The following is a 21313-nucleotide window of genomic DNA, read 5'->3' on the forward strand; positions in this document are numbered from 1 at the left end:
CCGCTCGCCCCGCGGAAAGCGAGCGGTAAGCTTCGGAAAACCCGCTCTATCCAATATAAAAAAAACTGTAGACAACTCGTTTTTTCGAGTTTGTCTACAGTCTAAAGCATCGATTTACATATCGATGCTTTTTTGTGCTCAATTGTCAAAGTAATCAGCAAGGCCTTTATAGATGGCAGTTGCTATTGTATTCTGATATCTTTTTGTTCTGATTAATCCTTCTTCTGAAGGATTGCTAAGATAACCTAATTCGAGCAAAATAGATGGTCTTTGATGTTCTCTTAATACATAATAATCTCCATACCGAACACCACGGTCATTAATCTTAACTGCCTTAGAAATATTTTCATGGACGGAATCAGCCAATTTTTTTTCATAATCATAATAGTAATAAGAAGTGTGGCCAGTAATTTTTTTATCTTGAATACTATCGTAATGTAGACTGATGAAGGCATCTGCGTCATTTGAAACAGCTAAGTTTTTCCGATTTTGCAAACTTATATATTCATCTTCATTTCTTGTTAAAATGACATGCGCTCCGGAAGCCTTTAGTTTTTGAGCTAGAAGCCGAGCTGTTTCTAAAGTAACCTCTTTTTCTAATGTACCTTTTACTCCAGTCGCACCTTGATCACGACCGCCGTGTCCAGGGTCAATTACGATCATTTTTCCAGCAAGCCCTTTTTTTCCGACTGTTCTCTTACTTGTCTGAGAAACGATCCAGCTAGCCAAGAACCCTTTTTTGCCTGAATCAAATTCTATTTTGTACCAATCGTCATTTTTTTCAATGACTTTAAACACTTCTCCCGCTGATGCATGACCGATAATTTTGGATTTTATAGCTGGCTTCTTACGGATGTTTGTCCCGTCATGCAACGTGCTTATAAATAACTCCGATGGTGGAGCTTCACTAATTGTGTTTTTTTGCAGTTCGATATAATTACTATTTGCCCAAGCTTCTCCTGATTGAAATTCAATTTGGCTCCAACCATTTTTCTCTTCCAAAACCTTTACTGGATCTCCTTGATGCATCTTTCCAATAATTACCCCACTAAGACTTGGTTCTGAGCGGATATTTAAGAGGTCAACATTGATTATTCCTGTTTTGATTTCTGATTTGGCTGCTTGTTTTTTGGCCAGCCAATCTGCAATCCAACCTTTTTTACCAGACGAAAGCCTGATTTCATACCAACCGCTTTTTATACTTTCAATAGGATAAGTTTCTCCCTTTTTAATTTGGGTAATAATAGAATAAGATGTGCCTGGCTGTTCCCGTACATTGACGATATCACCCGTAATAATTACCGATGCCGAATCCGCTTGGGTCACAGGAGAATAACGCATAATGGCAACGAAGAGCACTAATATAATAACAATAAAGAAGATTAATTTTTTCCCCAAGTTGCAACCGCCTTTCACACACTACTTTAAATATTCATTGTATCAACTTTAATAGAGCCTAATCAAATTAATTCGAGATAAACATCCAAAATCCTTTTTATATTCATAGAATGAACCGTAATTGGAGAGTATATAAATAGCATAAAATTAGGAGGCACGAAATTGAGAGCAAACGAACAAAATCGAATGGCATCTTATAGTTCAGTTGATTACATTAATTTTAAAAATAGTGCAGTTAAAGAAAATTACTCCATTCAAGGAGATTCAACCGCAGAATACGGGTTCGCATTATCAGATATCCCGTCATTGAAACAACAGTTAGAGCGTTCGTAAGAAAGTAGCTATAGTATTGACAAATATTGCTCGTGTCCGTATGATAAATGAATAAATAAAATTACATGTTAATATGTAGCCAATGATGGAAAAAGTAATTGGGATTTGAATGAAAAGAGAAGAGATGCCTAGGCTGAAAGCATTTCTGCATATCGACTCAATGAAAGACATTCCGTAGGCCTCCGCTTCGAACAGTTATAACCTAGTAGAGACGGACGTATTCAGGCGATAACTGTTTAAGTGGAAGCTGAAGGAATTCAGCTTCAAAAAGGGTGGCACCGCGGGAAAAAACTCTCGTCCCTTGTTTTTCGGAACAAGGGACTGAGGGTTTTTTTTTGTTTATTTAAAATAGAAGGGGGCAATAAAGTGGCCATACAAATACCGAGAGGTACACAAGATATTCTTCCGGGAGAAGTCGAAAAATGGCAGTTAATTGAGGAAACTGCAAAGGAAATATGCCGTAAATATCAATATCAAGAAATAAGAACACCTATTTTTGAACAAACAGAACTATTTCTGCGGGGTGTGGGGGATACAACAGATATCGTCCAAAAAGAAATGTATACATTTGAAGATCGCGGAGGAAGGAGTTTAACGCTTCGACCTGAAGGCACTGCTGCCGTTGTGCGTTCGTTTGCAGAAAATAAAATGTATGGGGGCGCCAATCAGCCAGTTAAACTTTATTATTTAGGACCAATGTTTCGATACGAGCGTCCACAAGCAGGCAGATATCGCCAATTTGTCCAATTTGGCATTGAAGCATTGGGAAGCATGGATCCGGCAATTGATGCAGAAGTCATTTCACTGGCCATGGAGCTATACAAAGCACTTGGTCTAAAAAAATTGCGGCTTGTTATTAATAGTCTTGGTGACAGTGAAAGTAGGACTGCCCATCGAAATGCTCTCATCAACCATTTCCAACCAAGAATTGATGAGTTTTGTGGAGACTGTCAAAACAGATTAGAAAAAAATCCACTTAGAATTCTTGATTGTAAAAAAGATCATAACCATGAATTGATGAAAACGGCACCTTCCATACTCGAATATTTGAACGAAGATTCACGTCTCTATTTTGAAAAAGTAAAACAATACTTGTCTGCAATGGAAATTGACTATGTTGTTGATTCCACCTTAGTAAGAGGATTGGATTACTATAACCACACAGCTTTTGAAATCATGAGTGAAGCAGAAGGATTTGGCGCCATTACTACACTTTGCGGGGGCGGAAGATATAATGGCCTCGTTCGAGAAATGGGGGGGCCAGATACACCTGGGATTGGATTCGCTTTAAGTGTAGAAAGGCTAATCAGCGCCATGGATGCTGAAGGTGTGGATTTACAGTCTGAGAAAAAAATCGATTGCTTCATCGTTGCACTCGGTGAAGAAGCAAGAGACCATTCAGTTATATTGCTTCAGAATTTGCGTCATGCAGGCTTTTCAGCTGAACGAGATTATCTGGAACGCAAAATCAAAGCGCAATTTAAAGCTGCTGAACGGCTCGGCGCTAATTTTGCGATTATTATTGGTGAAGATGAATTGAAGTCTGGTGTAGCGGCAGTGAAAAATTTAGAAACTGGTGAGCAAAAAGAACTTACGTTGAACAATTTTGTAAAAGAATTTAGCATGCTGAGCCAATAAGGGGGATTATCCATGTTTGGAAGAACGTATTACTGCGGTGAGATTACTGAAAAGTCGATTGGAGAATCAGTCGTCTTAAAAGGTTGGGTACAAAGGCGTCGTGATTTGGGCGGGTTAATATTTATTGATCTTCGTGACCGCTCAGGAATTGTACAAATCGTTTTCAATCCAGAAATTTCACAGGCAGCTTTAGAAACTGCTGAAAAGATACGCAATGAATATGTTGTCGATGTCAGGGGAACGGTCGTTGCTAGAAATGAAGGAACAGTCAATGAGAATTTAAAAACAGGTAAAATTGAAATAAGCGTTACAGACGTAACCATAATAAATGAAGCAAAAACGCCACCGTTTATGATTGAAAATAAGGCTGAAGCTGCTGAGGATATTCGGTTGAAGTACCGTTATCTCGATTTACGTAGACCAGAAATGTTTGATGTTTTTAAAATGCGCTCTGATATTACAAAAGCAATCCGGAACTTTTTGGATGAAGAAGGTTTTCTAGATATTGAAACGCCCATTTTAACTAAAAGTACACCAGAAGGCGCACGTGACTATTTAGTTCCAAGCAGGGTTCATCCTGGTGAGTTTTTTGCATTGCCACAATCGCCGCAAATTTTCAAACAATTATTGATGGTTAGTGGTTTTGAAAAGTATTATCAAATTGCAAGATGCTTCCGGGATGAAGACTTACGCGCTGATCGTCAACCGGAATTTACGCAAATTGATATTGAAGCAAGCTTTATGAGCCAAGATGATATTAGAAATATGATTGAACGAATGATGAAACAGGTCATGTTAACAGCAAAAGGCATTGACATAGAAACTCCTTTTCCAATTATGGCTTATGATGATGCCATGGAAAGATTTGGTTCAGATAAACCAGATACCCGTTTTGAGATGGAACTGAAAGATATTTCAAATCTTGTCGAACACTCTGATTTCAAAGTTTTTGCCAATGCGATATCCTCAGGCGGGCAAGTAAAATCCCTTGTTGTTAAGGGTGGTGCTGATCAATATTCGAGGAAAGATATTGATGGACTCGGGGAATTTGCTGCTGTCTATGGTGCCAAAGGACTTGCTTGGCTGAAGGTGGAAGCAGAAGGTTTGAAAGGTCCAATTGCCAAGTTCTTTTCCACTGATGAGCAAAAGAATCTTTGTGCACAAGTATCAGCAGAACCGGGAGACTTGCTATTGTTCGCAGCCGATAACCGGAAAGTCGTTGCTGAATCTTTGGGGGCTTTACGGCTTAAGCTTGGTAAGGACCTCGGCTTAATTGATGAGAGTAAATATAATTTCCTTTGGGTAACTGATTGGCCGCTTCTTGAGTATGATGAAGGCGAAAATCGCTTTTATGCGGCACATCATCCGTTTACAATGCCGGTTCGTGAGGATCTTGAAAAGCTAGAAACAGATCCAGCAAATGTTCGGGCTCAAGCTTATGACCTTGTTTTGAATGGATATGAGCTTGGCGGAGGCTCACTCCGAATATTCGAGCGAGATGTTCAAGAGAAAATGTTTAAAGTACTTGGCTTTTCAGAAGAAGAGGCAAAAGAGCAATTCGGCTTTTTACTTGAGGCTTTTGAATATGGAACACCTCCGCATGGCGGCATCGCACTGGGACTTGATAGAATGGTTATGCTGCTTGCTGGCCGGAACAGCCTCCGGGATACGATTGCCTTCCCTAAAACAGCAAGTGCAGGTGATTTGTTGATGAAAGCACCTGATACAGTAAGTGAAGCGCAATTAACAGAACTGCATTTATCTATTAACAAAAAGCAGGATGCAAAGGTTGGCAATATTCTTTAATAAGCTAAAAATGTGAGAAAATTACTATATATATTTGTTTGAAAAAAATTTTTTCCTGTGTTAATATGTAAGCAAGAAGAAAAGTCCTGATGTGTTCGTCTTAGCACCTTATTGTTTTGACCTACAAGTCTTACCAAAGGGAGTCTGGAGTTTCTGGACTGAATGCATGCCTCCAAGAGAGGACGCGTGAGGCCTGGAGCAGGACACCCACCTGCTTAGAGCAGGCTCAAAACATAGGATTTATGGGGACGGCACGATTGGGACTTTTCACCAATACTTAAATGATCATGCAACCGACATTTCTGGCGGTTGCTTTTTATTTTGCCTTTTTGTGGCAATTCGACAGGTGACAGGCACGGCCCGAATTATGTCGAATTTGTTTGTGCTTGCTTTTTTATACATGTTTCACTTATTCTAAGTCAGGATAGTAAAAGAGTATGATATATTAATTTGGAGTTGAATCTTATGTTGCATCAATTTTCGAGAAATGAATTGGCTATTGGAAAAAAAGGCCTCGATTTAATGAAGAACAGCTCTGTTGCAATTCTTGGTGTTGGCGGTGTCGGAACCTTTGCCGCAGAAGCACTGGCAAGATCTGGTGTCGGAAAACTGATTCTCGTTGATAAAGATGATGTCGATATTACGAATGTGAATAGGCAAATCATTGCCCTCTTGTCTACTGTTGGACAGCCAAAGGTGGATCTGATGAAGGAACGGATTAAGGATATTAATCCCGATTGTGAAGTAATTGCTCTGAAAATGTTTTACACAGAAGAAACATACGAAGAGTTTTTTCAACACAAACCCGATTTTGTCGTAGATGCGTCAGATACGATTGCTTATAAAATCCACCTGATCAAGGAGTGTCTGAAACGCGATATTCCGATGATTTCCTCCATGGGTGCGGCGAATAAAATGGATCCGACCCGGTTTATGATTAAGGATATTTTCAAAACGCATACTGATCCGATTGCAAAAGTAATCAGGACAAGACTACGTAAAGAAGGATACAAAAAAGGCGTACCTGTTGTCTTCTCGGATGAAAGTCCAATCGTCATTAGGGAAGATGTAAAAGAAGAAGTTGGTAAAAAAGATTCTGAAATTAGAAAAGCGCAAATGCCTCCATCTTCAAATGCCTTTGTTCCTTCGGCAGCTGGACTCATTATGGCTAGTCATGTTGTTCGGGAGATTTTAAAAGACATCCATATTCAACGTGTGAAAGATGAAAAATAAGGAAAAGGAGGCGGCTCATAAAAATGAGCCGCCTCCTTTTCCTTTTTTAACTTTCAGGATTTTATAATTTTTTCATAAATAGTTGCGAGTGCCTGCTCGAATTTACCGGTTCGTTTTGGTTTATAATATTGTTTGTTTTTTAGTTTATCAGGCAAATACTGCTGCTTTACCCAGCCGCTTTCATAATCATGCGGGAATTTATAATCAATGCCTCTCCCAAGTGCAGCGGCTCCTTTATAATGTGCATCTTTCAAATGTAAAGGCACGTCGCCACTTCGCCCAGCCCGAATATCCGATAGTGCTTCATCAATTGCACTAATTGCTGAATTGGACTTTGGAGACAAGCAAAGTTCAATCACTGCATTTGCCAACGGAATCCTTGCTTCAGGAAATCCAATTTTTTCTGCCGTCTGTATGGCTGCAAGCGTTCTTGGACCGGCTTGAGGATTGGCTAGACCAATATCTTCATAGGCAATGACAAGTAACCTGCGAGAAATACTTGGAAGATCACCCGCTTCAATCAAACGGCCGAGATAATGCAGCGCAGCATTCGCATCACTTCCCCTAATTGATTTCTGGAACCCACTCAAAACATCATAATGGGCATCCCCATCTTTATCATGAGCAAGACTTTTCTTCTGAAGGCACTCCTCAGCAATTGCGGTTGTAATCCGAATGATTCCCTTTTCATCAGGTTCTGTAGATAAGACAGCAAGTTCCAAGGCATTTAATGCACTTCTTGCATCCCCATTGCTTGCTGCAGCAAAATGATGAAATGCATTTTCTTCTAAGTCGATGTCATATTTACCTAACCCTCGGTCTTCATCGGAAAGAGCTCTTTGTAAAGTTAACTCCATATCATCTTCAGTAAGGGGAAACAGTTCAAAAATCTGGCAACGGCTTCTAATTGCGGGGTTAATGGCATGATAAGGATTACTTGTTGTGGCACCGATTAAAATAATCATACCGTTTTCCAAATACGGCAACAGAAAGTCCTGCTTGCCTTTGTCCAAGCGATGAACTTCATCAAGGAGTAGAATTACTTTCCCGCTCATCTTCGCTTCTGCAGCTACAATTTCCATATCCTTTTTATTATTTGTAACGGCATTTAACGTTCTAAAAGCATATTTAGTACTGCCGGCAATCGCGCTTGCGATGGATGTTTTGCCAATCCCGGGCGGACCATATAATATCATGGAAGATAGTTGCTTTGCTTTGACCATTCTTGCAATGATTTTTCCCTCACCAACGAGATGCTGTTGACCAGCAACTTCCTCGATGGAGCGAGGCCGCATTCTAAATGCCAATGGCTGAACTTTCATAAACATCTCCTCCAAACTGACGTTCTCTTTTCTCATACTTCCATCATATCAAATCAAGCGCTAGTATGCATATAAGAAAGTGAATATGGTATAATGGAGTAATGCAAAGGAGCACATAAAATGAGAAAAACAAATCATTTATTGCCAAGACTAGCTATTTTTACAATTGGGCTGCTCGTTATGTCACTTGGGATCGACTTAATGATTATTTCGGATTTTGGAGCTTCCCCTTGGGATGTTTTACATGTCGGTTTATTTTATCAATTTGGTTTGTCAATTGGTACGTGGTCGATTATTGTAGGCCTGTTTATATTAGGAAGTTCTGCCCTGATGATGAAAGAATGGCCTCAGTTTGGCGCCTATTTAAATATGATCTTAATTGGTATTTTTATTGATATGTATATGCTGCTGCCGTTTTTAACTGAGCCTGGCAGCTGGATAGGAAAAACAATCATGTTTTTTATAGGTATGATTATTTACGCATATGGTATGGGGATTTATCTTTCTGCTCAATTAGGCGCTGGTCCCCGTGATAGTTTTATGCTGGCCATGCAAGTGAAAACTGGCTGGAAAGTGGCCAATGTAAGACGCTTTATGGAAGTTGCTGTGCTAATAACTGGCTGGCTGCTCGGAGGTCCGGTGTTTGTTGGAACAATTGTATTCAGTGTTGCAGCAGGAACTTTTATAGGGCTGGCACTGCCGCAGTGCAAAAAGCTGACAGATACATTTTTGAAAAATGAAAAGTTGAAGAACTTATTTAACCGCAATGAAATAGAACGGGGTGCAAGTTAATGAAAATTTCTACAAAAGGGCGTTATGGATTAACGATTATGATTGAATTGGGGAAAAGACATGGAGAAGGTCCAATATCTTTAAAGTCGATTGCCCAGACACATAATCTATCAGAGCATTATCTTGAACAACTAGCAGGTCCGCTTCGCAATGCAGGGCTTGTTAGAAGTATAAGAGGAGCATATGGCGGATATGTGCTTGCTGATGAACCAGCAAAAATCACTGCAGGAGATATCATCCGCGTGCTGGAAGGACCCATCAGTCCTGTCGAGGGAATTGAGGACGAAGAACCGGCAAAACGGGAATTATGGATGAGAATCCGAGATGCAGTGAAAGAAGTGCTAGACAGTACAACGGTTGAAGATTTGGCAAATCATAAAGATGATGGCAGTTCCGAACCGTATATGTTCTATATTTAATTGAAATAAGGTGGGGCAAATGAATAAGATTTATCTCGATCATGCTGCAACGTCTCCAGTTCATCCAAAGGTGGCCGCGAAAATGACGGAAGTACTTACTTCAACGTACGGAAACCCGTCTAGTATTCATTCATTTGGCAGAGATGCACGCAGAATATTGGATGAAGCACGGACAGTCGTAGCGAGAAGCATCAATGCACAATACAATGAAATTGTGTTTACAAGTGGCGGAACGGAAGCTGATAATCTTGCCATTATCGGAGTCGCTAGAGCTAATCTTGCTAATGGGAAGCATATTATCACATCAAAGATTGAACACCACGCCGTTTTGCACGCTTGTGAATTTTTGGAAAATGAAGGTTTCGAAATCACATGGCTTGAGCCCGATGATACTGGAATTATTAGTGTAGATACCGTAAAAAAATCACTTCGAGACGATACGATACTTGTGACAATCATGTATGGAAATAATGAAGTTGGAACGGTTCAGCCAATTAAAGAAATCGGGGAGCTTCTAGCCAATCATCAAGCTTATTTTCATACAGACGCTGTTCAAGCATATGGCCTTGAAACAATCGATGTAACTGAGCTGTATGTAGATTTACTATCCGTTTCAGCACATAAAATAAATGGACCAAAAGGCGTTGGCTTTTTATTTATAAAAACAGGGACAAAAATTAACCCTGGCACATTCGGCGGAGAGCAGGAGCTTAAAAAGCGGGCAGGTACTGAGAATCTCGCGTCTATTGCTGGTTTTGCAGAAGCTGTTACTATTGCCAAAGAAACGATGGATGAGAAAAGCCAGTTCTTCGGTAAATTAAAAAAAGACTTCATCCAAGTTTTGGAATCGGAGAAGATTGATTTTGCCATCAACGGCTCAATGGAGCATGCCTTGCCGCACGTCCTGAATATTAGCTTTCCAGGAACCGATGTGGAGGCGATGCTCGTCAATCTTGATATGGCTGGCATTGCTGCTTCAAGCGGTTCGGCATGTACTGCCGGGTCAATCGAACCATCGCATGTTCTCGTGGCGATGTTTGGAGGAGATTCTGAGCGAATTAGAAACTCCATCCGTTTCAGTTTTGGCCTTGACAATACGCTGGAAGAAATAACTGATGCAGCAAAAGAGACAGCCGAAATTGCTCGCCGGCTCCAGAAGTGAAAGGAAGATGAAGATGAATAAAGCACCTAAAGATACACGTGTAGTCGTTGGTATGTCCGGTGGCGTCGACTCATCTGTTGCAGCTCTGTTGTTAAAAGAGCAAGGCTATGATGTCATCGGGATTTTTATGAAAAACTGGGATGATACAGACGAATTCGGCGTATGTACGGCAACAGAGGATTATAATGATGTCATCCGTGTCTGCAATCAAATTGGCATTCCATATTATGCGGTTAATTTTGAAAAGCAGTACTGGGACAAAGTTTTCACGTACTTTCTTGATGAGTATAAAGCAGGGCGGACGCCGAACCCAGATGTGATGTGCAATAAGGAAATCAAGTTTAAAGCATTCCTTGAGCATGCGCTGAAGCTTGGCGCTGATTATTTGGCAACAGGCCATTACGCCCGGGTGGAACATCTTGACGGAGAAGTAAAAATGTTACGGGGCATAGATAATAATAAAGATCAAACATACTTTTTAAACCAGCTTGGTCAAGCGCAATTGGAAAAAGTCATGTTCCCACTTGGCGGGATTGATAAAAAGCGAGTAAGAGAAATTGCCAAGGAAGCTGGCCTAGCTACAGCTTCGAAAAAGGACAGTACAGGGATTTGCTTTATTGGTGAAAGAAACTTCAAGGAATTCCTGAGCGGATATCTTCCAGCTCAAAAAGGTACAATGGAAACGCTTGGTGGAAAAAAAGTAGGTAACCATGATGGGCTCATGTACTATACAATTGGTCAAAGACATGGCCTAGGAATTGGCGGAGCGGGAGATCCTTGGTTCGTTGTCGGAAAAGATCTCAAGCGAAATGTATTATATGTAGAACAAGGCTTCGACCATCCAACCCTTTATTCAGATTCTATTAAAGCAGTCAACGTGAGCTGGGTTTCTGATATGGAAAAGCCAAAAGAGTTCAAATGCACGGCTAAATTCCGCTACCGCCAGCCTGATGAGGAAGTAACTGTACAGCTGCTTCCCGATGGAGAAGTGAACGTCGTGTTTGCAAAACCAATCAGAGCAGTTACACCGGGACAGGCAGTCGTTTTTTATGATGGCGATGTATGTCTTGGCGGAGGGACGATTGACAAGATTTTTAAAGATGAACATATGCTTACTTATGTAGGATAAAATGAGGCTGCTCAATAATGAGCAGCTTTTGTTTTTTGTTTAATAAAACCTAACCCGCTTTTAATCATTTGTGTCCCTCCTCATTCGGTGGGATATTTTTTTGAATTAAAATGTTGTTTTTGACCAGACAGATTGTCCAATCGATACTCGTCTCCCCTTCATATAATAGTTATTGAAGTCGCGACTTTAATAGCAATAAGGAGGGATGAGTATATGTTCTTTGAAGATGATTTCTTACTTGGCGAAGAAGACCGCAGAAGAAGGCGGATAAGATTAGAGTGTAGATGCCGTGAAGTAAGAGAAGAACGCGTACGTGAGCGTGATTTCGAGTGCAGATGTAGAGAGCGCCGCCACAGATGTGATTTCTAGTAAGAAAAGAAAAGGCCCGGGCGACCGGGCTTTATTCATTAAGTAGGGCAATATATCAGCTTGATCCATGCTTTCTCATAAAGGAAAAAAGTGGAGAGCATATAATATAGAAAAAACCAAAAAATAAGTAGAATATTTTATGACTTAAACAATTCACTCTTAGAAATTATTTTAATAGTTTTCTGAAAAAACAGAGAGTATGTGAGGATGAAATAATGTGGAGCAAAAAATACATTCCATTCTTAATAACAAAAGTGAACTAATAAAATATCAAAATCAAGTAGCCATTTTTCACTCCCAAATTCATTCAAAGGAACCGTCCGAATTAATAGTGGACATTTTAATGTGAACGGAGTTGGTGAAAAACAGACCTATTTCCCTCAATATTTTATCGCTTTTACATCCTTGGTTCTTCTGTGAAAAAGCAGAAAAATCAGGGTTATTTTTTTATTAGGGGTAATATTATCCTCGTTCAGTATATACATGCAATATATGCTATAATTCCCTTATCAAATACGGTACGGAGTGTGAATAATGGACAAGAATTTACAAGGTATTGAATATTTACAGCAAGGAAATTATGAGAAAGCGATCCAAATGTTTACGGAAGCCATTGAGGAAAATCCGACAGACGCAGTTGCTTATGTCAATTTTGCTAATGTGCTTATTTCTGTTGGAGAGCCGCAGCGTGCGGAGCAATTTTTAAAAAGAGCAATCGAAATTGATGAAAAAGCATCTGCAGCTTATTATAGCTATGGAAATTTATATTTTAACCAAGAAAAATATGATGAGGCAGCTAGTATGTTTGAAAAAGCATTAGCAATCGGACCAGAATCAAATGACTTATACTATATGCTAGGTATGTGCTTCGTCAATCTTGGGCGAAACGAACTTTCTCTTCCCTACTTACAAAGAAGTATGGAGCTTGATGAATCCGATATCGAAGCTAGATTTCAATATGCTCTGGCACTGGCACGTTCAGGTGCGTACGATGGAGCGATTGAGCAATTAGAGAAGGTAACGCTCGGTGCGCCTGACCATGCAGATGCATTCTACAATCTTGGTGTTGCCTATGCAGCTCACGAAGAAGACGCAGGAAAAGCATTAGCATGTTTTGAAAAGGCGCTTGCCATTCAACCAGGACACTCTCTTGCGGGAAATGGGAAAAAACTAATGGAATCGGCTTTGGCAGAAGAAAAAGAATAACCCACGGAAAATTTAGGGGGTGGTTCAAAAATGGAAGGTCAAAATTCACTTGATTTGTTTTCAGAACATGAAAAATACATAAAAGGGCGACATCTCGTTACGATTTTTCATAATGAACAAAATCTATATTCAGTCGTTCGTATTCGCGTAGATGAAACGAATGAAGAAACAAAAGATAAAGAAGCGGTCATTACCGGTTATTTTCCAAAAATACATGAGCAGGAAACATATATCTTTTATGGTCAATATAAAGATCATCCGAAATTTGGACTTCAGTTTCATGCCAAGCACTTTAAAAAAGAAATGCCGAAGACAAAACAGGGTGTTGTCACATATTTATCAAGTGACTTGTTTAAAGGGATTGGCAAGAAAACGGCAGAACGGATTGTCGATGCTCTTGGGGAAAACGCCATTAGCCAAATACTTGGAAATCCTTCACTGCTAGATAGTATCCCGAAGCTTGGTCCAGAAACAGCTAAGGAATTATACGATACGTTACTTGAACATCAAGGCTTGGAACAAGTGATGATTGGCTTGAGTCAATACGGCTTTGGTCCGCAAATTTCGATGAAAATCTACCAAGTTTATAAAGATGAAGCTTTAACGACTTTGCAAAAAAATCCGTATCAGTTAATTGAGGATGTCGAAGGAATTGGTTTTGGACGGGCGGATGAACTCGGCTCGCAGCTCGGTATTACAGGGAATCATCCAGACAGAATTAAAGCGGGTTGTCTTTATGTACTAGAACAAGAGTGCATGCAAAATGGACATGTTTATTTGGAGGCTGCTGACCTGCTTGAAAGAGTAAAAATCCTGCTTGAAGACAGCCAGCCTGTAGAAATTCCTTTTCAAGATATTTCAACCGAAGTGATTAAGCTTGAGGAAGAAGGAAAAATTATTGGTGAAGAGAAGCGCATTTATATGCCATCTCTATTTTTTTCCGAAAAGGGGATTGTTACTAATATTCATCGAATCATGGAACAAAAGGAATACGCTGATCAATTTCCGGAATCTGAGTTTTTAATCGCGCTTGGAGAACTCGAAGATCGGTTAGGCGTCCAGTATGCCCCCTCCCAAAAAGAAGCTATACAGACAGCCTTGATGAGCCCGATGATGATTTTAACAGGTGGACCAGGAACGGGAAAAACAACCGTTATTAAAGGAATTGTTGAGCTATATGCTGAACTTCATGGTTGCTCGCTTGATCCTCATTCATATAAAAAAGAAGAGCCATTTCCAATCCTTTTAGCAGCCCCGACTGGAAGGGCTGCTAAAAGAATGGCAGAGTCAACGGGGCTTCCTGCCATGACGATCCACCGGCTATTAGGAATGACTGCACAGGATGGATACGACTCCGAAGACGAGCGGCAGGTTGAAGGTAAGCTGCTTATTGTGGACGAAGTGTCAATGGTTGATACGTGGCTTGCCCATCAACTTTTGAAGGCATTGCCAAATCATATTCAAGTCATTTTTGTAGGGGATGAAGATCAGCTTCCATCTGTAGGTCCAGGACAGGTGTTAAAGGATTTACTAAGATCTGAAGTGATTCCGACAGTCCAATTGACTGACATTTACCGACAAGCAGAAGGTTCATCAATCATTGAACTGGCTCATGAAATTAAAAAAGGACTGACGCCTCCTGATCTCATCAAACCACAGGCAGATCGCTCATTCATAAAATGTCAAGGTGCACAAATTGGTGAAGTTGTAGAAAAAGTAGTAAAAAATGCAAAGAAAAAAGGTTATACGGCTAAAGATATTCAAGTACTCGCACCGATGTATCGAGGTCCGGCGGGAATTGATAATTTAAATATGATTTTGCAGGAGATTTTTAATCCCAACTCCGACAAAAAGAGGAAAGAGTTATCTTTTGGGGATGTAAAATATAGAATCGGCGATAAAGTATTGCAACTTGTTAACCAGCCTGAACAAAACGTATTCAATGGTGATATGGGAGAAGTCATTTCAATCTTATATGCCAAGGAAAACACAGAAAAGCAAGATATGGTTATCGTCTCATTTGAGGGAACTGAAGTAACGTACACAAGAGCGGATTTAACGCAAATTACTCATGCTTTTTGCTGCTCGATCCATAAATCACAGGGAAGTGAGTTTCCAATTGTCATTCTTCCGGTAGTCAGAAGCTACTATCGCATGCTTCGCAGGAATTTGCTTTATACAGCGATAACTAGGAGCAAGCAATTTTTAATTTTATGCGGTGAGGAAAGTGCATTTCGAATTGGGATTGAACGGAAAGATGATCAACAAAGAAAAACATCCTTGTACGAAAAACTTGCTTTGAATCACACTTCGTTTCAAGAGGACGGCGATACGGAGCCTAAAGTACTCACTGAAGAAACATTGATGATGATTAACCCGATGGTAGGCATGGAAAATGTTTCGCCTTATGACTTTATGGATTAAGAGAGAGAATATAAATGTTCGGAAAGGCAGGGGATTCTTTGCGGACATTTTCTCTTTTAAAAGGGATGCCTGTTTATGATTATAACGGCGATTTGCTTGGCGAAGTTTGTGACATTTGTATTGGAAAAGAAGGAAAGGTATCTGATATTCTACTGCAAGCAAAAGGGCTGATTGGAAAGAAATTTAGGCTGCCAATCAATCAAGTGCTCTCTTTTGGAGCAAATGCGATCATGCTTTCAGATAACAAGGGTCTTTCTAAATATCAAGAGCAAGATTCCGAATATACAATGCATCATACTAAGCCGCTTTTGAAAAAGAATGCCTTATCTGAGCAAGGAGAACAACTCGGATTGCTAGATGATGTATATTTTTTGGAAGAAGTGGGCACAATCGTAGGGTATGAACTGACAGATGGTTTCTTTTCTGACATAGCACAAGGAAAACGTATAATTCGAACTCCCCATCCACCAAAGATTGGAAAAGATGCCATTATCGTGTCGGTAAATAAGCTGCGAGGTGGCATGAACTATGATGAAATGTCCGAATTGCCAAAGCAAAGACCTAGGTAAAATCGGCATCAATCAATATTATTGCTGGAACTGTTTCATTGAACTGACTGTTGGAGGGAGAACCATTCATACTCATCAAGTTGAGGAAGACGGATCCCTAAGTTCTCTTGACGATTTGTTTGATGAGCAGGAAAGAAAATTGAGCTGATCAAAAAGGTAGTTCTCCCATTATCACGATAGATGGGAGAGCTATTTTTATTTTTCCCCTTCCGGATAAAAATTACCAAAACCGGAAAGCTAAAATGAAGAGGGGGAAGAGATTTGAAGCAGCGTCGACTCCGGATTCTATATAATCTTGGAATTATCTTGCTTATATTTATCATTCTGTATTGTTTTCTCTTAATTAAGCCGCTTTGGAAACCAGTGTTTACAACTGTTTGTATCGGTATCCTGCCTTTTTTAATTAGCGGATTTATCGCTTTTTTACTTCACCCACTTGTCGTAAAACTAGAAGCAGTCGGTATGAAAAGAGTTATCGCCATCATTCTTATTTATTTTCTGTTTTTTGGTGGCATTGGATACGCTTTTTATTTAGGTATTCCGATGATGATTAAACAAATGCAAGAGTTTTCTGAGCAGCTTCCTTTTTTATCTGAACAATATAAACAAGGGGTCGACAATTTACAAGCATCTACTTCAACTTGGCCAGATGGCTTACAAGATCAACTAGATAAACGAATAAACGCCTTTGAAAAGTGGTTCGAACAATTTTTTGCTAGAAGTGCCAAAATATTCGTTCGTCTCATTGATTTTATCTTTGTAGTTGCTGTTATTCCGTTTATCTCCTTTTATTTACTCAAGGATATTCAGGAAGTGAAAAAAGCAGCATGGTATATGACACCAAAAAAATGGCGCCATAGTGGGATAGAATTTTTAGCTGCAGTTAATTCGTCATTAGGTGGATATATTCGTGGCCAGCTACTCGTTTGTGCGATTGTTGGATCGGCAGCTGCAACTGCGTTTGGATTAATAGGAGTGCAATATCCGATATTGCTAGGGGTAATCATCGCCACTACGAATATCATTCCATATTTTGGTCCGTTTATAGGTGCAGTTCCAGTGGTCGCCATCGCTTTGTTATCATCAGTAAAACTAGCTATCATCGCTGTCATCATCGTTTTTGTACTTCAATTTATTGAAGGGAATATTTTATCCCCGTACATCGTTGGTAAATCGCTTCATATGCATCCATTGTTTATTATCGGAGCGCTTATTATCGGAGGGGAAGCTTTTGGAATCATTGGCATGATTGTTGCTGTCCCTACTTTAGCTATATTAAAAATAGCCATCATTCATTCGCGCGACTATTTAATTCGCTCAAGACGGTCTTTGCATTGACAAATATACCTTTGATTATCTATAATTTCAATATACAATCAAATCACGATGAAATTGAAGAAGGATCTAAATGTTATTGCCCATCTGAGCAATTAGATTGCAGAAGAGAGGAATTTCCCCGGCTGAAAGGAATTCCAGATGAAGAATAACAGTATGCCAATCCCGAGAGCAGCTAATCACTGCCGTTAACCGCGTTAAGGTACTGAGATAAAAGAGATGTTATTGCTCTTTTAAATTCAGGGTGGTACCGCGTTCTAAGCTTCGCCCCTGTCCAGGGGTGGAGCTTTTTTATTTTCTAAAGGAGGAAGAAATAATGAAAAATCTGACTGGTGCACAAATCAGAAAAATGTTTTTAGATTTTTTTCAAGAGAAAGGCCATACGGTGGAACCAAGTGCTTCACTCGTCCCTCATGATGATCCGTCATTACTATGGATTAACAGCGGAGTGGCGACATTAAAAAAATACTTTGACGGCAGGGTCATTCCGGATAATCCGAGAATTGTAAATGCCCAAAAATCGATTCGAACCAATGATATTGAAAACGTCGGTAAAACAGCAAGACACCATACATTTTTTGAAATGCTTGGCAATTTTTCAATTGGTGAATACTTTAAAGAAGAGGCAATTGACTGGGCTTGGGAATTTTTAACGAGTCCAAATTGGATTGGCTTTGATGCGGAAAAGTTATCTGTCACCATCCATCCGGAGGATGAAGAGGCATATGAACTTTGGAATAAAAAAATCGGTCTTCCTGAAGATCGAATCATACGCTTAAAGGACAATTTCTGGGATATTGGTGAAGGTCCAAGCGGTCCTAATACGGAAATCTTTTATGACCGTGGCCCGGAATACGGGGATGATTTTAATGATCCTGAGTTATATCCAGGGGGAGAAAACGAACGTTATTTAGAAATCTGGAACCTTGTCTTTTCACAATTTAATCATAATCCTGATGGAAGTTATACGCCACTTCCAAAGAAAAATATTGATACAGGAATGGGATTAGAACGGATGGCGTCAGTCATTCAAAATGTACCAACAAACTTCGATACAGATTTATTTATGCCTATTATTAAGGCTACTGAAAAAATTTCCGGAATGTCTTATGGTTCCAGTCAAGAGATAGATACTGCTTTTAAAGTAATAGCTGATCATGTTAGAACGGTTGCATTTGCCGTTGCTGATGGAGCTCTGCCATCAAATGAAGGCCGAGGGTACGTATTAAGAAGGCTTTTAAGAAGAGCTGTTCGATTTGCAAAGACAATCAATATCGGCAAGCCTTTTATGTATAGACTAGTACCTACGGTCGGTGAAATAATGAAGGACTTTTATCCAAACGTTGTCGAAAAGACAGAGTTTATTCAACAAGTAATGAAGAATGAAGAAGAGCGTTTTCATGAAACATTGAATGAAGGTCTAGCGATTCTTTCATCGATAATCCGAAAAGCGAAAGCAGATGGAAATCATGTGATTTCTGGTGCAGATGTTTTTAAATTATATGACACATATGGCTTCCCTATAGAATTGACAGAGGAATATGCAGAAGAAGAAGACATGCAAGTGGACCATGCTGGATTTGAGTCAGCCATGGAAGAACAGAGAGAAAGAGCGAGATCTGCCCGTCAAGATACAGGATCAATGCAAGTACAGGGTGGAATTCTTGGAGAACTGCAGGTGCCAAGTGAATTTATAGGCTATGATCGTCTCACTGCGGAAACAAAGGTTAACGCCATTTTGAAAAATGGTGAACTGGTAGATGAAGCGGTTGCGGGAGATAAAATTGAATTCATACTTGAAAAAACCCCTTTCTACGCAGAAAGCGGAGGGCAAATTGCAGATCGCGGCGTACTTACAACTAATGATTTAACGATTGAAGTTACAGAAGTACAAAAAGCGCCGAATGGTCAAAATCTCCATTCTGCCATTGTTAAAAACGGAACGCTGAAGCAAGGTATGGATGTATTTGCGCAAGTAGACGAAATTAATCGTGGAAAAGTGATTAAAAATCACACAGCAACACATTTGTTGCATCAAGCTTTAAAGGATGTCCTTGGTAAGCATGTGAATCAAGCAGGGTCCTCAGTTGGTCCGGATCGTCTTCGTTTTGACTTTTCCCATTTCGGGCAAGTGAAGTCGGAAGAATTGGAGCAGATTGAACAAATTGTTAACGAAAAAATCTGGTCTAGCATACTGGTTGGTACAGAGTATAAAAATATTGATGAAGCCAAATCAATGGGAGCGATGGCTCTGTTTGGAGAAAAATACGGTGAGATTGTCCGTGTTGTTTCTATCGGTGATTATTCTATCGAATTATGCGGAGGCTGCCATGTCCAGAATACATCTTCCATCGGATTGTTTAAAGTCGTTTCGGAGAGTGGTATCGGGGCCGGAACACGCAGAATTGAAGCTGTAACAGGAGAAGGTGCTTATCACTTAATGAATGGAGAAATTATCCGCCTCCATGATGTCGCGGAGATGTTAAAATCGAAGCCGAAAGATGTCGTTCACCGTGCTGAAGTATTACTGGCTGAATTAAAAGAACTTCAGCGTGAAAATGAATCATTAAGTGCAAAATTGGCAAACATTGAAGCGGGGAGTATGCTTGATAACGTTAATGAAATTGACGGAATTAAGGTAGTAGCAAAAAAAGTTCAGGCAGCAGACATGAATACGCTTCGGAATATGGCTGATGATTTAAAGCAAAAACTTGGCACCGGAATTATTGTGCTTGGTTCAGCCCATCAAGATAAAGTAAATATTATTGCTGCTGTCACAAAAGACTTGATAGACAAAGGTTATCACGCAGGTAAATTAGTGAAAGAAGTAGCAGCACGCTGTGGCGGAGGCGGTGGCGGTCGTCCTGATATGGCCCAAGCCGGTGGTAAAGACCCAGAGAAATTGGATGCCGCATTGAATTATGTCGAGGAATGGGTAAAATCCGTTTGATTCCGCCCGGAAATCATGTACAATGAAGGTAATGTTTAACAACAATCAGGCCTATCTGTAAATGGTATGTCATAAGTGAGGTGTTGTAGATGAGCTCTTTTGATAAAACGATGCGTTTTGACTTTCAGGAAGATCCTATGGAGCATGATGTGAAAGAAGTGCTGCTTCATGTATATGGGGCTCTTCAGGAAAAGGGGTATCATCCTATTAATCAAATTGTCGGCTATTTGCTGTCAGGGGATCCCGCCTATATCCCAAGACATCAGGATGCACGCAATATCATGAGAAAGCTGGAACGGGACGAGATCATCGAAGAATTAGTGAAATCGTATTTAAAACAACATCGCGAGGGATAATAAATGAGAATTATGGGCCTGGATGTTGGATCCAAGACGGTCGGGGTTGCAGTTAGTGACGAAATGGGCTGGACTGCACAAGGCATCGAAACTATTGCAATCAACGAAGATAAAAAAAGGTTTGGATTCGAGCGGATTGGTGAAATTATTAAAGAATACAAGGTAGAACGAATTATTGTCGGTCTACCAAAAAACATGAATAATACAATAGGACCGCGGGGAGAAGCCTCTAAAGTTTTTGCTCAAAACCTAGAAGAAGCATTTCAACTCCCCGTTATGCTTTGGGACGAACGTCTTAGTACGATGGCTGCGGAACGGGTACTATTAGAAGCAGATGTCAGCAGAAAAAAGCGCAAGAAAGTAATTGATAAGATGGCAGCCATGATGATTCTTCAAGGTTATCTGGATAGCCAACAATAATGAGGTGAAGAAAATGGAAAACGGTGAAAAACATATTACAGTAGTAGATGAAAACGGAAATGAACAACTATACGAAGTACTTTTCACATTTGATTCAGATGAATTTGAAAAATCATATGTACTTTATTTTCCAGTAGGTGCAGATGAAGACGAGAATGAAGAGATTGAAATACACGCATCTGCTTATATTCAAAACGAAGAGGGCGAAGAGGGAAGCCTTCAGCCAATTGAAACCGACGAAGAGTGGGATATGATCGAAGAAATGCTAAATACTTTCCTTGACGAGGAAGAAGAGGAATAAGTGTTCCAAAAAGCTGGTCCATCTTGATGGATCGGCTTTTTTTTTGTTAATTTCTATGCCATTGCGGTTTTTGTCTTTTTTCAGATGAAAAAGACAAAATATGTAGTATAATGGACAAGGTGTAAGTACATATAGTCCACATGAATCCGGA

General features: G+C 40.0%; 19 protein-coding genes, 1 other RNA gene and 1 other annotated feature. Of the genes, 18 read left to right on the forward strand and 2 right to left on the reverse strand.

Going from position 1 to position 21313, the window contains the following annotated elements; translation table 11 throughout:
- Nucleotides 1-138: 138 nt before the first annotated feature.
- Nucleotides 139-1398, reverse strand: a complete 1260-nt coding sequence (locus KHA88_RS01685; protein WP_213106780.1) for an N-acetylmuramoyl-L-alanine amidase family protein — start codon at nt 1396-1398, stop codon at nt 139-141.
- Between the two features lie 162 nt (nt 1399-1560).
- Here KHA88_RS01685 and KHA88_RS01690 point away from each other — a divergent pair, with 162 nt between their 5' ends.
- From KHA88_RS01690 to KHA88_RS01710, 5 genes are all read left to right on the forward strand, one after another.
- Complete coding sequence (locus KHA88_RS01690) at nt 1561-1731, forward strand: hypothetical protein (RefSeq protein WP_213097485.1); 171 nt, start codon at nt 1561-1563, stop codon at nt 1729-1731.
- 73 nt (nt 1732-1804) lie between these two features.
- Nucleotides 1805-2036: a binding site (T-box leader), on the forward strand.
- Between the two features lie 61 nt (nt 2037-2097).
- The gene (hisS, locus tag KHA88_RS01695) at nt 2098-3369 is read left to right on the forward strand and encodes a histidine--tRNA ligase (protein ID WP_213097484.1); all 1272 of its coding nucleotides are present in this window, start codon (nt 2098-2100) and stop codon (nt 3367-3369) included.
- A 12-nt stretch (nt 3370-3381) separates the two neighbouring features.
- Nucleotides 3382-5175, forward strand: a complete 1794-nt coding sequence (gene aspS, locus KHA88_RS01700; protein WP_213121334.1) for an aspartate--tRNA ligase — start codon at nt 3382-3384, stop codon at nt 5173-5175.
- Nucleotides 5176-5255: 80 nt separating this feature from the next.
- A non-coding RNA gene (gene ssrS, locus KHA88_RS01705) (6S RNA) lies at nt 5256-5443 on the forward strand.
- A gap of 197 nt (nt 5444-5640) precedes the next feature.
- Entirely contained in the window at nt 5641-6408 is a 768-nt protein-coding gene (locus KHA88_RS01710; RefSeq protein ID WP_213106782.1) for a tRNA threonylcarbamoyladenosine dehydratase, read from the forward strand.
- Between the two features lie 53 nt (nt 6409-6461).
- On the opposite strand, the gene KHA88_RS01715 is transcribed toward KHA88_RS01710, so the two are convergent.
- On the reverse strand, nt 6462-7730 hold the full coding sequence (locus KHA88_RS01715) for a replication-associated recombination protein A (protein ID WP_213121335.1): 1269 nt from the start codon (nt 7728-7730) through the stop codon (nt 6462-6464).
- Between the two features lie 120 nt (nt 7731-7850).
- Here KHA88_RS01715 and KHA88_RS01720 point away from each other — a divergent pair, with 120 nt between their 5' ends.
- The 13 genes from KHA88_RS01720 (at nt 7851) to KHA88_RS01780 (ending at nt 21162) form a co-directional block, all read left to right on the forward strand.
- Nucleotides 7851-8522, forward strand: a complete 672-nt coding sequence (locus tag KHA88_RS01720) for a YczE/YyaS/YitT family protein (RefSeq protein WP_213097480.1) — start codon at nt 7851-7853, stop codon at nt 8520-8522.
- Nucleotides 8522-8941, forward strand: coding sequence for a cysteine metabolism transcriptional regulator CymR (gene cymR, locus KHA88_RS01725; RefSeq protein ID WP_213097479.1), 420 nt, complete (start codon nt 8522-8524; stop codon nt 8939-8941). Before KHA88_RS01720 ends, cymR begins: the two co-directional genes overlap by 1 nt.
- 19 nt (nt 8942-8960) lie before the next feature.
- Nucleotides 8961-10103, forward strand: a complete 1143-nt coding sequence (locus tag KHA88_RS01730; RefSeq protein ID WP_213097478.1) for a cysteine desulfurase family protein — start codon at nt 8961-8963, stop codon at nt 10101-10103.
- Between the two features lie 13 nt (nt 10104-10116).
- The gene (gene mnmA, locus KHA88_RS01735; RefSeq protein ID WP_213097477.1) at nt 10117-11232 is read left to right on the forward strand and encodes a tRNA 2-thiouridine(34) synthase MnmA; all 1116 of its coding nucleotides are present in this window, start codon (nt 10117-10119) and stop codon (nt 11230-11232) included.
- A 903-nt stretch (nt 11233-12135) separates the two neighbouring features.
- On the forward strand, nt 12136-12807 hold the full coding sequence (locus KHA88_RS01740; RefSeq protein WP_213121336.1) for a tetratricopeptide repeat protein: 672 nt from the start codon (nt 12136-12138) through the stop codon (nt 12805-12807).
- Between the two features lie 30 nt (nt 12808-12837).
- A complete protein-coding gene (gene recD2, locus KHA88_RS01745; RefSeq protein WP_213121337.1) occupies nt 12838-15231 on the forward strand; it encodes an SF1B family DNA helicase RecD2 in 2394 nt (797 codons plus the stop codon).
- 14 nt (nt 15232-15245) lie between these two features.
- On the forward strand, nt 15246-15800 hold the full coding sequence (locus tag KHA88_RS01750) for a PRC-barrel domain-containing protein (RefSeq protein ID WP_249312863.1): 555 nt from the start codon (nt 15246-15248) through the stop codon (nt 15798-15800).
- Nucleotides 15760-15948, forward strand: a complete 189-nt coding sequence (locus KHA88_RS01755; RefSeq protein WP_213097474.1) for a hypothetical protein — start codon at nt 15760-15762, stop codon at nt 15946-15948. The genes KHA88_RS01750 and KHA88_RS01755 overlap by 41 nt, the downstream gene beginning before the upstream one ends.
- 113 nt (nt 15949-16061) lie before the next feature.
- Nucleotides 16062-17138, forward strand: a complete 1077-nt coding sequence (locus KHA88_RS01760) for an AI-2E family transporter (RefSeq protein WP_213106785.1) — start codon at nt 16062-16064, stop codon at nt 17136-17138.
- A 313-nt stretch (nt 17139-17451) separates the two neighbouring features.
- Nucleotides 17452-20085, forward strand: a complete 2634-nt coding sequence (gene alaS / locus KHA88_RS01765; protein WP_213106786.1) for an alanine--tRNA ligase — start codon at nt 17452-17454, stop codon at nt 20083-20085.
- 89 nt (nt 20086-20174) lie between these two features.
- Nucleotides 20175-20441 carry an IreB family regulatory phosphoprotein gene (locus KHA88_RS01770; RefSeq protein ID WP_213097471.1) on the forward strand — a complete coding sequence of 89 codons (267 nt, stop codon included), beginning with the start codon at nt 20175-20177 and terminating at the stop codon, nt 20439-20441.
- A 3-nt stretch (nt 20442-20444) separates the two neighbouring features.
- On the forward strand, nt 20445-20861 hold the full coding sequence (gene ruvX, locus KHA88_RS01775; protein WP_213097470.1) for a Holliday junction resolvase RuvX: 417 nt from the start codon (nt 20445-20447) through the stop codon (nt 20859-20861).
- A gap of 13 nt (nt 20862-20874) precedes the next feature.
- Nucleotides 20875-21162, forward strand: coding sequence for a DUF1292 domain-containing protein (locus tag KHA88_RS01780; RefSeq protein WP_249305770.1), 288 nt, complete (start codon nt 20875-20877; stop codon nt 21160-21162).
- Nucleotides 21163-21313 lie beyond the last annotated feature (151 nt).

The organism is Lederbergia citrea, assembly GCF_018343525.1.
GTDB lineage: Bacteria > Bacillota > Bacilli > Bacillales > Bacillaceae_C > Lederbergia > Lederbergia citrea.

Coding starts and splice junctions, on each gene's coding strand:
- KHA88_RS01730 (WP_213097478.1), top strand. CDS start 8,961: ATGAATAAGATTTATCTCGATCATGCTGCAACGTCTCCAGTTCATCCA.
- mnmA (WP_213097477.1), top strand. CDS start 10,117: ATGAATAAAGCACCTAAAGATACACGTGTAGTCGTTGGTATGTCCGGT.
- cymR (WP_213097479.1), top strand. CDS start 8,522: ATGAAAATTTCTACAAAAGGGCGTTATGGATTAACGATTATGATTGAA.
- KHA88_RS01740 (WP_213121336.1), top strand. CDS start 12,136: ATGGACAAGAATTTACAAGGTATTGAATATTTACAGCAAGGAAATTAT.
- aspS (WP_213121334.1), top strand. CDS start 3,382: ATGTTTGGAAGAACGTATTACTGCGGTGAGATTACTGAAAAGTCGATT.
- KHA88_RS01770 (WP_213097471.1), top strand. CDS start 20,175: ATGAGCTCTTTTGATAAAACGATGCGTTTTGACTTTCAGGAAGATCCT.
- KHA88_RS01780 (WP_249305770.1), top strand. CDS start 20,875: ATGGAAAACGGTGAAAAACATATTACAGTAGTAGATGAAAACGGAAAT.
- KHA88_RS01710 (WP_213106782.1), top strand. CDS start 5,641: ATGTTGCATCAATTTTCGAGAAATGAATTGGCTATTGGAAAAAAAGGC.
- KHA88_RS01755 (WP_213097474.1), top strand. CDS start 15,760: ATGATGAAATGTCCGAATTGCCAAAGCAAAGACCTAGGTAAAATCGGC.
- ruvX (WP_213097470.1), top strand. CDS start 20,445: ATGAGAATTATGGGCCTGGATGTTGGATCCAAGACGGTCGGGGTTGCA.
- KHA88_RS01750 (WP_249312863.1), top strand. CDS start 15,246: ATGTTCGGAAAGGCAGGGGATTCTTTGCGGACATTTTCTCTTTTAAAA.
- KHA88_RS01720 (WP_213097480.1), top strand. CDS start 7,851: ATGAGAAAAACAAATCATTTATTGCCAAGACTAGCTATTTTTACAATT.
- KHA88_RS01715 (WP_213121335.1), bottom strand. CDS start 7,730: ATGAAAGTTCAGCCATTGGCATTTAGAATGCGGCCTCGCTCCATCGAG.
- recD2 (WP_213121337.1), top strand. CDS start 12,838: ATGGAAGGTCAAAATTCACTTGATTTGTTTTCAGAACATGAAAAATAC.
- alaS (WP_213106786.1), top strand. CDS start 17,452: ATGAAAAATCTGACTGGTGCACAAATCAGAAAAATGTTTTTAGATTTT.